Origin of the sequence: Sphingobium cloacae (assembly GCF_002355855.1) — a bacterium.
Classification (GTDB): Bacteria; Pseudomonadota; Alphaproteobacteria; order Sphingomonadales; family Sphingomonadaceae; genus Sphingobium; species Sphingobium cloacae.
On the sequence record NZ_AP017655.1, the window covers coordinates 1068368 to 1081500 of the forward strand.

Below are 13133 nucleotides of genomic sequence, written 5' to 3' on the forward strand. Positions count from 1 at the left end.
GCCTGTCCTCCGCTCACAGCGGGATATTGTCGTGCTTCTTCCACGGATTCTCCAGCGCCTTGTTGCGCAGCTTGCGCAGGCCCAGCGCGATGCGCTTGCGGGTCGAATGGGGCTGGATCACCTCGTCGATGAAGCCCTTGCCCGCCGCCACGAAGGGGTTGGCGAAGCGGTCCTCATATTCCCTGGTGCGCTCGGCGATCTCCTCGGGCGTCCTGCCGCGGAAGATGATCTCCACCGCGCCCTTCGCACCCATCACCGCGATCTCGGCGGTCGGCCACGCATAGTTGAGGTCGCCGCGCAGATGCTTGGAGGACATCACGTCATAGGCGCCGCCATAGGCCTTGCGCGTGATGACGGTGATCTTGGGCACGGTCGCCTCGGCATAGGCGAAGAGCAGCTTCGCGCCATGCTTGATGATGCCGTTATGCTCCTGCGCGGTGCCCGGCAGGAAGCCCGGCACGTCGACGAAGGTGACGATCGGAATCTCGAACGCGTCGCAGAAGCGGACGAAACGCCCCGCCTTCTTCGACGAATTGATGTCGAGCACCCCGGCCAGCACCATCGGCTGATTGGCGATGATGCCCACCGTCTTGCCCTCGATCCGCCCGAAGCCGCACAGGATATTGCCCGCATGGGCAGGCTGGACCTCGAAGAAATCGCCTTCGTCCACGACCTTGCGGATCAGTTCGTGCATGTCATAGGGCTGGTTGGCATTGGCCGGGACCAGCGTGTCGAGGCTTTCGTCCACCCGGTCCCACGGATCGGCGCTGGGGCGCTCCGGCACGGGCTCGCGGTTGGAAGCGGGCAGGAAATCGACGAAATCGCGCACGGCCAGCAGCGCTTCGATGTCGTTTTCGAACGCCACGTCGGCCACGCCCGACCGGGTGGTGTGGGTGACCGCGCCGCCCAGTTCCTCCTGCGTCACGACTTCGTTGGTGACGGTCTTCACCACATCCGGCCCGGTCACGAACATGAAGCTCGAATCCTTCACCATGAAGATGAAGTCCGTCATCGCGGGCGAATAGACCGCACCGCCCGCGCATGGGCCCATGATGACGCTGATCTGCGGCACCACGCCCGACGCCAGCACGTTGCGCTGGAAGATTTCGGCATAGCCCGCCAGCGAAGCCACGCCTTCCTGGATGCGCGCGCCGCCGGAATCGTTGAGGCCGATCACGGGCGCGCCGACCTTCATCGCCATGTCCATGATCTTGCAGATCTTCATCGCGTGCCGTTCCGACACCGCGCCGCCATAGACGGTGAAGTCCTGCGAGAAGACATAGACGAGGCGGCCGTTGATCGTGCCCGATCCGGTGACGACGCCGTCGCCCGGAATATGCTGTTCGTCCATGCCGAAGTCGATGCAGTTATGCTCGACATACATGTCCAGCTCTTCGAAGCTGTCCTCGTCCAGCAGCACTTCCAGCCGCTCGCGCGCGGTCAGCTTCCCCTTGGCGTGCTGCGCGTCGATGCGGCGCTGGCCGCCGCCCAGCCGGGCGGCATCGCGCTTCGCTTCAAGCTGTTCGATGATGGCAAGCCTGGACATGATAGACATTTTCTCCGGTCGGTCGGACGGGTATGGATGCCCCTTTCCAGCCTTTGGCGCTTTTCGCAAATGCAAATTTGCCAATTTGCAAATCACGACTTCGCAAATTATGCCGTGGGGCATGGCACGTGGCAATCGCATCTTCGCCGGTCCCAGGCTCCGCCAGCTTCGGATCGATCATCGCATGGACCAGGCCGCCATGGCGCAGGCGCTGGGGATTTCCGTCTCTTATCTCAGCCAGTTGGAGAATGACGACCGGCCGCTGACCGCCAAGGTGAAGGCCGCGCTGGCCAGCGCCTTTCCGACCGACTGGGCCAGTTTCGACAGCCGGGAGGAAGAGCAGCTCCTGGGCGCGTTCACCTTCGCGCTCACCCATCCCGAATTGCCCGGAGCGGCGCTGGAGCCGGAGCGGATCGAGAAGCTGCACCTGCAATTCCCGGAGTTCGCGGCGCGTTATCTCGATCTCTACAACGCCCATATGCGCGCCAACGAGCGGATCAACATGATCGAGGAAGCCATCGCCAACGATCATGCGGTGCAGGCCCGCCTGCCGTGGGAGGCGGCGCGCGACTGGTTCCACGAGGCGGGCAATTACGTCCATTCGCTCGACTGCCTGGCGGAGGACATGGCCGCGAGCCTCACCGCCGGGCAGGTGCTGGACGAAGGGATGCTGGTGGAGGCGCTCGCCCGGCGGCACGGCATCGAAACACTGATCGCCGACACCCCGGATTCCGCGCTGCGCAGCTATGATGCCGGTGAAAGACGGCTGTTCGTCAACGCCGCCCTTCCCACCGAAAGCCGCAAGTTCATGCTGGGGCACCAGCTCATGATGCTGGAGGGCCAGACGCAGATCGCCGACATCGTGGCGAAGGCCGCCTTGTCCGTGACCGGCGCGGACCGGCTGCTTTCCATCGGCCTTGGCAATTATGCGGCGGGGGCGCTGCTGATGCCCTATGCGCCGTTCCGGGAGGCGGCGCGGGAAAGCCGCCACGACATCGACCGGCTGGCGCGCCGTTTCGGCGTCAGCTTCGAGCAGGCCTGCCACCGCCTCTCCACGCTGCAACGGCCGGGGCTGCGCGGCATCCCCTTCTTCTTCTGCCGGGTCGACATGGCGGGCAACATCACCAAGCGGCACAGCGCCACGCGGCTGCAATTCGCCCGTTTCGGCGGCGCCTGCCCCCTATGGAACGTGCATGAGGCGGTCGCCATCCCCGACCGGATCAACGTGCAGCTGGGCGAGACGCCGGACGGGGTGCGCTATGTCTCCATGGCGAAAGGGCTGGTGAAGCCTTCGGGCAGCTATGCCCGCACGCCGCGCCGCTATGCCGTGGTGCTGGGCTGCGAGGTCGCCCATGCGGCGAACTTCGTCTATGCCGACGGGCTGCGGCTGGAGGATGAAGGCGCGGCCACGCCGATCGGCATCACCTGCCGCCTGTGCCCGCGCCAGAGCTGCGACCAGCGCGCCTTCCCGCCCGCCGACCGGCCGATCCATGTCGATCCGGACAACCGGCAGATCGTGCCCTATTGGATCGGTTGAGCCAGTTTGGTCCGATTGGCCCTGTCGAAGGGAAGGGTCCGCCCTTAAGGCAAGGCGATGGCGTCGAACCCTGCCCTTTCCTCCCTTCCCGCCGGCTTGCGCGACGACCTGGCGGCGCGGGGCTATGCGCGGCTGGCAGGCCGGGAGACAGGGGCGCTGCTCGGCGAGGCGGCGCAGGCATGGGAGGATTTCGCGCGGAGCTGGGACGACCTGGGCCCCGATCTCTATATGGCGGACGGCGGGCGCTACCGCCGCCGCCGCCATGCCGCTTTCCGTTGCGAAGGCGGGTTTTTCACCCGCAAGCCGCACCAGCCGCATTTCCAGAGCCGTGACTATAATCCGCTGAACGGCGACGTGCAGCGCTGGTTCGATCCGGTGGCGGATGCGACCGCGGACCATCCGGTCATGCGGGCCATCTTCGCCCTGTGCGCCGAAACCTTCACCGGCCGCGCGGGACGCTGGCATGTGGAGATGCACCTGTTCCGCATCGAAACCGGCCGGGGCGAAACGGGCAGGCCCACGCCCGAAGGACTGCATCGCGACGGCGTGGACTGGGTCTTCGTCATGCTGGTCGAACGGCGCAACGTCCGCGAAGGGGTGACCCGCATCGGCGCGCCCGACGGCGCCCCGCTGGGCGAATTCACGCTGACCGAACCGGGCGACGCGGTGCTGATCGACGATCATCGCATCCTGCACGGCGTCACCGAAATCCATGCCGTCGACCCGGACCGCCCGGCATGGCGGGACGCGCTGGTCGTGACCTTCGCGGCGGAATAGCCCGGCCCCCTTATTTCAAAAGCACCAGTTCCTCGGCCATGCTGGGGTGCAGCGCCACCGTGTCGTCGAACTGCTGCTTGGTGAGGCCCGCCTTCACCGCGATGGCGGCGGCTTGCAGGATTTCGGGCGCGTCCGGCCCGATCATGTGCAGGCCCACCACGCGGTTGGTGGTCGCGTCCACCACCATCTTGTAGAGCGCCCGCTCCTCCCTTCCGGCCAGCACATTCTTCATCGGGCGGAAGTCGGACGTATAGACCTTGACCGTGCCGAGCATGTTCTTCGCCTGCGCTTCGGTGAGGCCCACGCCCGCCATCGGCGGATCGCTGAACACGGCGGAGGGAACGCAGTCATAATCGACCGTGCGGGGATTATCGCCGAACACCGTATCGGCAAAGGCATGGCCCTCGCGGATCGCCACCGGCGTCAGTTGCAGCCGGTCGGTCACGTCGCCCACCGCATAGATGCTCTCGCAACTGGTCCGGCTATGCGCGTCGACCTTGATCGCGCCCTTGTCGTCCACCTCGACCCCGGCCTTTTCAAGGCCAAGGCCGTCCGTGTGGGGCCGCCGTCCCGCCGCGAACAGCAGGACGTCGCAGGCGATCGGATCGCCCTCCTTGAAGTGGACGCTGAGCGTGCCGTCCTCCTGCTTCTCCACCCGGTCGAGCGGGGCGTTGAAACGGAACTGGATGCCCTTCCCCACCGAAATCTGCATCAGCCGGTCGCGGATGCTCTCGTCATAGCCGCGCAGCAGCGTGGAGGAGCGGTTGACCAGCGTCACCTGACTGCCGAACTGGTGGAAGATGCCCGCGAACTCATTGGCGATATAGCCGCCGCCGATGATGGCCAGCCGTTTGGGCGCCTCGTCCAGATGGAACATCTCGTTCGAGGTGAGGCCATGCTCCGCGCCCTCGATGTCCGGCACGACCGGCCAGGCGCCGGTGGCGACCAGGATATATTTCGCGCTGACCTCGCGCCCGCCGGCGAGCCTTACCGCATGGGGACCGGCGATGGTCGCGCGTTCGGGGATCAGTTCGACATGGTGGCTGTCGAGCGTGTTCTTGTAGAGCCCTTCCAGCCGGTCCACATCGGCCAGCACATTGTCGCGCAGCACCGGCCATTCGAAGGCGCAGTCGGGCACGTTCCAGCCGAAGCGACGGGCGTCCTTCAGATCCTCGGCGAAATGCGCGCCGTAGACGAGCAGCTTCTTGGGCACGCAGCCGCGGATGACGCAGGTGCCCCCGACCCGATGCTCCTCCGCCACGGCGACCTTCGCGCCATGGGCGGACGCCACGCGGGACGCGCGCACGCCCCCCGATCCCGCGCCGATGACGAAAAGGTCGAAATCATAATCGCTCATGCAAGCCTCCGCTGGGTATGCCGCGCATATGGCGGCACCCCGGCGGAGTTACAAACGGGATTTTGGATGGAGCGGAGAGCGGAAAGCCCGGTTTCCAGCATGCACCGCTTAATGGCAAGCTTTGGCCAAAACCGCCCGCCAACCCCATCAAACCCCGCCCAGGGCGATGTCGATCAGCGCCATGGTGGACGGATCGAAGCCCTTGGGCCCGTCCGCCTCGATGGATTTGGCGATTTCCTTGCCCAGTTCCACGCCGAACTGGTCGAAGGGATTGATCCCCATCAGCACCGCATTGGCGAAGGTGCGATGTTCGTAGAAGGCGATGAGCGCGCCCAGCGCCTCCGGCGTCACATCGTCGAGCAGGATCGTGGTGGAGGGCCGGTTGCCCGGATAGGCGCGCGCCGGATCGTCGGGATTGTCCCGTCCGCGCATCAGGGCCGCGCCCTGCGCGAAGCAGTTGACCAGCAGCGCCCGGTGATGCGCCGGATCGAGGGCATGGCCCGGCTCGATGGAGGCGACGAACTCGACCGGGGCGATCACCGTGCCCTGATGCAGAAGCTGGAACACCGCATGTTGCGCGTCCGTGCCCACGCCGCCCCAGGTGATCGGCGCGGTGGGACCGTCCACCGGATCGCCGTCGCGGGTGACGCTCTTGCCGTTGCTCTCCATCTCCAGTTGCTGAAGGTAGGAAGGCAGCAGCCGCAGCCGCTCATCATAGGCGAAGAGCGCGCGGGTCTGGCAACCCATCACCCGCGCATAATATTGGTCCGCGAAGGCGGCGATCAGCGGCGCATTCCCGCGCGGATCGGACAGGCGGAAATGCCGGTCCATCGCCGCCGCCCCTTCCAGCAGGCTTTCGAACGCGTCCCAGCCCAGCGCCAGCGCGGCGGGAAAGCCGATGGAGGACCAGAGCGAATAGCGCCCGCCCACGCTTTCGGCGAAAGGCAGGATGCGCGTTTCGTCGACGCCCCATTCGATCGCCCGGTCCGGCGAGGCGGTGAGAGCCACGACCCGGCCATAGGGATCGTCCACCCCCGCCTCCACCATCCAGTTGATCGCGCTCGCCGCGTTCAGCATGGTCTCGGTGGTGGTGAAGGTCTTGGAGGCGACCGCGATCAGGGTGGCGTGGGGATCGAAGCGGTCCATCGCCCGTTCCAGCGCGGTGCCGTCCACATTGGAGACGATGGCGACATCGTAGCGCAGCCCGTCGCCGCCCAGCGCATCGACGATCAGGTCCGGCCCCAGCGCCGACCCGCCGATGCCGATATGCAGGATATGGCGGACCGGCCCCAGCGCCTCCGCCTCGATCGCGTCGATCAGGGCGCGCATCCGGGCATGGAACATCCGCGCCCGCGCCACGCTGTCGGCATTGCCCTCGCCCCGTTCGGCGGGATGCTCGGCCGCGCGGCCTTCGCTGTTGTTGACGGGCTTGCCCGCGAACAGCGCGTCGCGCCAGCCGGCAAAGTCGCGTTCCCGCGCCAGTTCCAGAAAGGCGTCCATCAGATCGTCGGTCAGATGCGTCTTGGACCAGTCGAAGCGGATCGGCCCCCGCGTCAGAACGAAGCGGGACAGCCGGTCGGGATCGGCGGTGAAGATGGTCTTGAGATCGGCTTGCGGAAGGCGCGCGATGGCGGCCTGTGCAGGGGACGGCATGGGGAAATCCTCTTATGATGTTGGTCGACACCGACGCTGCACCTGTCGATTCTTTCCCTCTTTAGCCAATGCCGGGACGATTTGCATCGCCGCCCGTGCTTGACGCGGCTCATCCAAGCCCGCAAAAGCCGCGACAGGCCGCTTTGCCGGCGCCACGAAGGGACAATCAGAACGAGCATGAGCGCAAAATCGGAAACGCGGGATTTCCTCTGGTTTCTCGCAAAGCTGGCGGTGTTCGTCTTTGTCCTGCGAAGCTTCATCGTTTCGCCGTTCAACATCCCGTCGGAATCGATGCAGCCGCGCCTGTTGATCGGCGATTACCTGCTGGTCGCCAAATGGCCCTATGGCTATTCGCGCTATTCCCTGCCCTTCGGCGTGCCGCTGATCCCCGGCCGCATCTTCGCCTCCACGCCCGAGCGCGGCGACGTGGTGGTGTTCAAGGCCCCGCCCAGCCAGAAGAACGACTATATCAAGCGCGTCATCGGCCTGCCCGGCGACATGGTTTCGGTCCGCGGCGGCACCGTCTATCTGAACGGTCAGGCCATCCCGAAGAAGCGGGTCGCCGATTTCGTGATCCCGGTGACGCCCAACATGGTGGACGCGGCGCGGAAGGAAGGCAGCCCGTCCCCCTGCTACCGCCCCGATTTCGAGGAAGCCGCGCCGGAGGGGGGCCGCCAGTGCCGCTACCCCCAATATCGCGAGACGCTGCCCAACGGCAAAAGCTACAACGTCCTTGACCTTGTGCCGGACGGCGCGGCTGACGACCGCGACACGGTGCTGGTGCCCGAAGGCCATCTCTTCATGATGGGCGACAATCGCGACCGCTCCGCCGACAGCCGCTTCCCGGCGGTGGAAGGCGGCGGAATCGGCCTGGTTCCCGAGGAAAACCTGGTGGGCAAGGCGATGGTCTCCGTCTTTTCGACCGACGGCGGCGCCAACTGGTTCCTGCCCTGGACCTGGTTCACCGCCGCCCGCTGGAGCCGCATCGGGGAAGGCTTTTGAGCAAGCCCGACACGGCGGGCTGGCTGAAGGCGCTGATCGGGCGCGCGCCGCATGATCCCGCCGCCTTCGCGCAGGCGCTGACCCATGGCAGCGCGCATTCCGCCAATTATGAAAGGCTGGAATTTCTGGGCGACCGGGTGCTGGGCCTGCTGGTCGCCGAATGGGTCTATGCGCGGTTCGCGGGCGAGCCCGAAGGCAAGCTCTCCCGCCGGTTCAACGCGCTGGTGTCGGGCGAAACCTGTGCCGAGGTCGCGCGCGCGGCGGGCGTCCCCGCCCATCTCGTCCTTGGCAAGCAGGCGCGCGACGATGGCGCGAACGACAGCGACAATGTGCTGGGCGACGTGATGGAGGCCCTGATCGGCGCGCTCTATCTGGAGGGCGGCCTGGACGAAGCGAGGGCGCTGGTGCATCGCCTGTGGGGCGACCGGGTGGACACCCAGACCAGCGCGCCGCGCCATCCCAAATCCGCGCTTCAGGAATGGGCGGCCGCCAACCGGCGCAAACCGCCGGAATATGTGATGACGGACCGATCCGGCCCGCACCATGCGCTGCGCTTCACCGTCACCGTATCGATCAAGGGCGCGGGCGAGGCCAGCGCCACCGGCGGGTCCAAGCAGGAAGCGGAAACGGCGGCGGCCAAGGCCCTGCTGGAGAAGCTGCCGGGCTGAAAGGCGGCGGTGGAGGGCGGACGGCGAGCCCATGGGACGACCTGCCTCCCGCCCGCTTCCCGGACAGCAAGCACGCCAGGCGCGAGCAGGCTTCGGCCGTCTGCCGTCCATCTCCATCCATCGGGCCGGGCCGGACCGTCGAACGGTGCGGTTTTGCGGGCGAGACGAATGAAAAACGGGTATTCGGGCGATCGGCTTAACGCCTCCTTTACCCCGCTGCGATAGCGTTCCCTTTCGGCCTTAAATGCATGCAGGCACAGGGATTTTCGGGTGATGAACGAGTCGGCGCAGCGCCATCAATGGAAAGACATAGCGGATATATTGGAGGCGCTGGTCACCGCCGACGGCACCGGCGCCCATTCCTATGCCCATCAGGCGGCGGGGGACCAGGGCATGCGCGACGCGCTGCTTTCCCTTTCCGACCTTGCCGATGCGGCCTATTATCTCTGCCTGCTCCATGGCCGTCATCCCGGCGTCATCGACCATGCCGCCACCCGTTCGGCCGACAATGCCGCGCGCCAGTGGCTGATCCAGGCCGCCGACGGCTTCGCCCGCGAGCGCGCCTATCTGACGCAGGTGACCGTCGCCGTCGGCCCCGCGCCCAGCACGGCGGGGCAGGCCGATTGCGAAACCACCGTCAGCCAGCAGCGCCACGCGCTCGACATGCTGGCCCAGTCCGACCGGCGCGGCTGCGCGCTGGGCGCGGCGATCGCGCTGGTGCTCGACTGGCGGGCGGTGCGCCGCGTGCTGGACAAGGCCGCGATCCGGGTCGGCATCGAACCGGCCCCCTCGACCCTTCCCGACCGCGCCGCCACCATGGCGGTCGCCCGCGCCATCGGCGGGGATGAAGCCATAGACCGCGCCATCCAGTTCGGCGCGCGCCAGCTGCTCAGCCAGCATCGCGGGCTATGGGATCTGCTCGCCGCCCGCGCGCAGGTCCGCGCCCGTTCCTGACGGGCATTGGTTCCACCGCACCGCACAAACGCATTGCGCGGACGGTCCGCTTTGCCTAGTCCGTTCGGCGGATGGACAGCAAAGAGCGGAATGAAGATGCGATTTGAAGGCACGCGGGATTATGTCGCTACCGACGATCTGAAGGTCGCGGTCAACGCCGCCGTTCTGCTGCGCCGCCCGCTGCTGGTGAAGGGGGAGCCGGGCACCGGCAAGACCGTGCTGGCGCAGGAGATCGCCAAGGCGCTGGACGCGCCCCTCATCGAATGGAACGTCAAGTCCACGACCAAGGCGCATCAGGGCCTCTATGAATATGACGCGGTCGCCCGCCTGCGCGACGGCCAGCTCGGCGATCCGCGCGTCCACGACATTTCCAACTACATCCGCAAGGGCAAGCTGTGGGAAGCCTTCACCTCGCCCGAGTTGCCCGTCCTGCTGATCGACGAGATCGACAAGGCCGACATCGAGTTTCCCAACGACCTGTTGCAGGAACTCGATCGCATGGCCTTCCACGTCTACGAAACGGGCGAGACCATCGCCGCGAAGGAACGGCCGGTCGTCGTCATCACCTCGAACAACGAGAAGGAACTGCCCGACGCCTTCCTGCGCCGCTGCTTCTTCCATTACATCAAATTCCCCGACCGCGAGACGATGCAGGCCATCGTCGACGTGCACTTCCCCGGCATCCAGAAGATGCTCGTCAGCAAGGCGATGGACATCTTCTACGACATTCGCGAGGTGCCGGGCCTCAAGAAGAAACCCAGCACCAGCGAACTGCTCGACTGGCTGAAGCTGCTGCTCAATGAGGACATGCCGCTCGACGTGCTCCAGAACAGCGACCCGACCAAGGCGATTCCGCCCCTCCACGGCGCGCTGCTGAAGAACGAGCAGGACATCATGATGTTCGAACGCCTCGCCTTCATGGCGCGGCGGCAGCAGCGATAAGGGCGGCGGCGGTGGAGTCGTCGGGAGACCGCCTTCCTCCATGCCGCGATGCAGCAAGGAAGGGATAGCGGCAGGCCCTGCCATGGCCGCGGACGGAAATTCGGTCGTCCCTCTGGCGGCTGGACGCTCTTCGACATAAGGGATTCGCAAGGGAACGGAAACGCCCGCATGCTCGCGGGACAAAGGAGTTTTGATTGACGGTTGACCCAGACAAGCAGCGCTGCGGCGTGGTCGCCATCGTGGGCGCGCCCAATGCGGGCAAGTCCACGCTCGTCAACGCGCTGGTGGGGCAGAAGGTGGCGATCACCAGCCCCAAGGCGCAGACTACGCGCACCCGCGTCATGGGCGTCGCGATCGAGGGCGACGCGCAGATCGTGCTGGTGGACACGCCCGGCATCTTCGCCCCCAAGAGGCGGCTCGACCGGGCCATGGTGCAGGCGGCATGGGGCGGCGCGCAGGGCGCGGACCTGATCGCGCTGATCGTCGACGGCAAGGCCGGGCTGGGGCCCAAGGTCGAACCGATCATCGAGGCGCTGTCCGGCCGATCCGAGCGCAAATGGCTGATCCTGAACAAGGTCGACATCGCCGCCAAGGACAAGCTGCTCGTCCACACCCAGAAGCTGAACGACGCGCTGGGCTTCGAGGAAATCTTCTTCGTGAGCGCGGCGACGGGCGACGGCCTGCCCGAACTCAAGTCCGCCTTCGCCGCCGCCATGCCGGAGGGCCCCTGGCACTTTCCGGAAGATCAGGTGTCCGACGCCACCGACCGGATGCTGGCCGCCGAGATCACGCGCGAGCAACTCTATCACCAGCTCCACGCCGAGCTTCCCTATGCCGCCGCCGTCGACACGGAGAAATATTCCGAGCGGGAGGACGGGTCGGTCGAAATCCACCAGCAGATCCTCGTCGCCCGCCCGACCCAGCGCGCCATCGTGCTGGGCAAGGGCGGCCAGCGCCTCAAGGAAATCGGGTCGAAGGCCCGCGCCGAACTGGCCGCGCTGCTGGGTTGCAAGGTCCATCTCTACCTCCACGTCAAGGTGAAGGAGGATTGGCAGGAGGATCGCGGCATCTATCGCGACATCGGCCTCGACTGGGTGGAATGACGGTTCGGAGCGCAAGCGCAACGATTCCCCGCCCGGATCGTTGAGCGGCCATGCTCAAGACTTTGGTAGTCGCCGCCCGCGACCGGGAACGCCTTGCCGAAATCAGCGCCGTCGCCGCCCGCTACGGGCTGGACGTGCTGCTCGCGCGGCTGGGACTGGGGCAGGATCGCGATTCGGGCAGCGAGCCGCCCGACCTGCCCCGCCGCACGCGCCAGGCGCTGGAGGCGCTGGGACCGACCTTCGTCAAGCTGGGCCAGATCCTCGCCACGCGCCGCGACCTGCTGCCAGACCCATGGGTCGCCGAGTTCGAGAAGCTGCACAGCGAAGCGCCGACCCTGCCCTTCGACGCGCTGCGGCCAAGGCTGGAGGAAGCGCTGGGCGAGCCGCCGGAAACCGCCTTCGCCCATTTCGATACGGCGCCGCTGGCCGCCGCCTCCATGGCGCAGGTGCATCGCGCCACATTGCGCGACGGAAACGAGGTGGTGGTGAAGATCCGCCGCCCCGGCATCCGTCAGAAGATGCAGGCGGACCTGCGGCTCATCACCCATCTGGCGGCCATCGTGGAAAGCGGCAGCCGCGAAGCGCGCCATTTCCAGCCCCGCGCGCTGGTGGGGCAATTGCTCGACACGGTGCTGGAGGAACTGGATTTCACGCAGGAAGGCCGCAATGCCGACCGGCTGCGCGAAGACCTGTCCGGCCATCCCGGCGTCGTCATCCCCGCGATCCACTGGCGGTTCAGCAGCGAAACCGTGCTGGTGATGGATTATGTCGCCGGGGTCGCGCCCCGCGACGGAGAGAGCTTGCGCGCGGCGGGCATCGATCCGGCCGCCATCGCCGATCTGGGCGCGGAACTGGTGCTGGACATGGTGCTGGTCAACGGCCGCTTCCATGGCGATCCGCATCCGGGCAACCTGCTGTGCCTGCCGGGCGACAGGCTGGCGCTGCTCGACCTCGGCCTCATCGGCCATGTGAGCGCGCGGCGGCAGCAGGAGTTCCTGACCTTCATCCTCGCGCTGCGCTCCGGCGACGCGCCGACGCTGGCGGACACGCTGGCGCTCTGGTCGGCGGGGAGCGGCGTCGCGCGCGAACGCATCCTGACCGCGGCGGAGCATCTGACGGCGCGGCACAGCAACGGGCCGCTGGTGCTGGGCGCGCTGGTGGCGGATTTCTTTCCGTTGCTGCGGAAGGAGGGGCTGGTGCTGCCGCCCGATCTGGCGCTGATCTTCAAGGCGCTCATCACCATGGACGGCGTGCTGAACGCGATCCAGCCGGGCTTCGACCTGTCGGAGGCGATCCAGCGCGCGCGGGGACGGCTGGTGATGAACCGCCTCGCCGCCAGCCGCTCACAGGACAAGATCGTCGCGCTGCTGCTGGAGGCGTCGCGCATCGCCGACGACGCGCCGCGCCTGTTGCGGGCGTTCACCCGAAAGCTGGAGACGGAGCCGGAGGCGCAGCGGTCCGGCCCATCGGACGGGGCGATCATCGCGGGCGCGAAGTGGATCGCGGGCGCGGTGCTGGCGGCAGGAGCGCTGGTCGCCCTGATGCTCGGCCTGCGATGATCGGGCGGGCGCCCGCGAAAGCAGGCGCGCGCGCC

At 66.9% G+C, this 13133-nt stretch carries 11 protein-coding genes; 8 read left to right on the forward strand and 3 right to left on the reverse strand.

Annotated elements, in window-relative coordinates; translation table 11 throughout:
* Positions 1-13 precede the first annotated feature (13 nt).
* Positions 14-1546, reverse strand: coding sequence for an acyl-CoA carboxylase subunit beta (locus SCLO_RS05240; RefSeq protein ID WP_066520706.1), 1533 nt, complete (start codon positions 1544-1546; stop codon positions 14-16).
* Positions 1547-1667: 121 nt separating this feature from the next.
* Between SCLO_RS05240 and SCLO_RS05245 the strand changes: the two genes are divergently transcribed.
* Together SCLO_RS05245 and SCLO_RS05250 are read left to right on the forward strand one after the other, a co-directional pair.
* Positions 1668-3083 carry a helix-turn-helix domain-containing protein gene (locus tag SCLO_RS05245; RefSeq protein ID WP_066520698.1) on the forward strand — a complete coding sequence of 472 codons (1416 nt, stop codon included), beginning with the start codon at positions 1668-1670 and terminating at the stop codon, positions 3081-3083.
* Positions 3084-3140: 57 nt separating this feature from the next.
* A complete protein-coding gene (locus tag SCLO_RS05250) occupies positions 3141-3860 on the forward strand; it encodes a 2OG-Fe dioxygenase family protein (RefSeq protein WP_066520695.1) in 720 nt (239 codons plus the stop codon).
* Between the two features lie 10 nt (positions 3861-3870).
* On the opposite strand, the gene gorA is transcribed toward SCLO_RS05250, so the two are convergent.
* Entirely contained in the window at positions 3871-5217 is a 1347-nt protein-coding gene (gorA, locus tag SCLO_RS05255) for a glutathione-disulfide reductase (protein ID WP_066520692.1), read from the reverse strand.
* Between the two features lie 147 nt (positions 5218-5364).
* Entirely contained in the window at positions 5365-6870 is a 1506-nt protein-coding gene (pgi, locus tag SCLO_RS05260; RefSeq protein ID WP_066520687.1) for a glucose-6-phosphate isomerase, read from the reverse strand.
* Positions 6871-7047: 177 nt separating this feature from the next.
* Between pgi and lepB the strand changes: the two genes are divergently transcribed.
* The 6 genes from lepB (at position 7048) to SCLO_RS05290 (ending at position 13098) form a co-directional block, all read left to right on the forward strand.
* On the forward strand, positions 7048-7872 hold the full coding sequence (gene lepB, locus SCLO_RS05265; RefSeq protein ID WP_066520684.1) for a signal peptidase I: 825 nt from the start codon (positions 7048-7050) through the stop codon (positions 7870-7872).
* Positions 7869-8540, forward strand: a complete 672-nt coding sequence (gene rnc, locus SCLO_RS05270; RefSeq protein ID WP_083949179.1) for a ribonuclease III — start codon at positions 7869-7871, stop codon at positions 8538-8540. The genes lepB and rnc overlap by 4 nt, the downstream gene beginning before the upstream one ends.
* A 273-nt stretch (positions 8541-8813) precedes the next feature.
* The gene (locus SCLO_RS05275; protein ID WP_066520682.1) at positions 8814-9494 is read left to right on the forward strand and encodes a DUF6975 family protein; all 681 of its coding nucleotides are present in this window, start codon (positions 8814-8816) and stop codon (positions 9492-9494) included.
* A 96-nt stretch (positions 9495-9590) separates the two neighbouring features.
* The gene (locus SCLO_RS05280) at positions 9591-10436 is read left to right on the forward strand and encodes an AAA family ATPase (protein WP_066520741.1); all 846 of its coding nucleotides are present in this window, start codon (positions 9591-9593) and stop codon (positions 10434-10436) included.
* A gap of 194 nt (positions 10437-10630) precedes the next feature.
* The gene (gene era / locus SCLO_RS05285; protein WP_066520681.1) at positions 10631-11539 is read left to right on the forward strand and encodes a GTPase Era; all 909 of its coding nucleotides are present in this window, start codon (positions 10631-10633) and stop codon (positions 11537-11539) included.
* A gap of 50 nt (positions 11540-11589) precedes the next feature.
* The gene (locus SCLO_RS05290) at positions 11590-13098 is read left to right on the forward strand and encodes an ABC1 kinase family protein (protein ID WP_066520680.1); all 1509 of its coding nucleotides are present in this window, start codon (positions 11590-11592) and stop codon (positions 13096-13098) included.
* The last annotated feature ends 35 nt before the right edge of the window (positions 13099-13133 follow it).

Bases quoted from the DNA above. Each gene is read 5' to 3' on its own strand.
- lepB (WP_066520684.1), top strand. From the start codon at position 7,048: ATGAGCGCAAAATCGGAAACGCGGGATTTCCTCTGGTTTCTCGCAAAG.
- SCLO_RS05245 (WP_066520698.1), top strand. From the start codon at position 1,668: ATGGCACGTGGCAATCGCATCTTCGCCGGTCCCAGGCTCCGCCAGCTT.
- SCLO_RS05240 (WP_066520706.1), bottom strand. From the start codon at position 1,546: ATGTCCAGGCTTGCCATCATCGAACAGCTTGAAGCGAAGCGCGATGCC.
- gorA (WP_066520692.1), bottom strand. From the start codon at position 5,217: ATGAGCGATTATGATTTCGACCTTTTCGTCATCGGCGCGGGATCGGGG.
- SCLO_RS05280 (WP_066520741.1), top strand. From the start codon at position 9,591: ATGCGATTTGAAGGCACGCGGGATTATGTCGCTACCGACGATCTGAAG.
- SCLO_RS05275 (WP_066520682.1), top strand. From the start codon at position 8,814: ATGAACGAGTCGGCGCAGCGCCATCAATGGAAAGACATAGCGGATATA.
- SCLO_RS05290 (WP_066520680.1), top strand. From the start codon at position 11,590: ATGCTCAAGACTTTGGTAGTCGCCGCCCGCGACCGGGAACGCCTTGCC.
- pgi (WP_066520687.1), bottom strand. From the start codon at position 6,870: ATGCCGTCCCCTGCACAGGCCGCCATCGCGCGCCTTCCGCAAGCCGAT.
- SCLO_RS05250 (WP_066520695.1), top strand. From the start codon at position 3,141: ATGGCGTCGAACCCTGCCCTTTCCTCCCTTCCCGCCGGCTTGCGCGAC.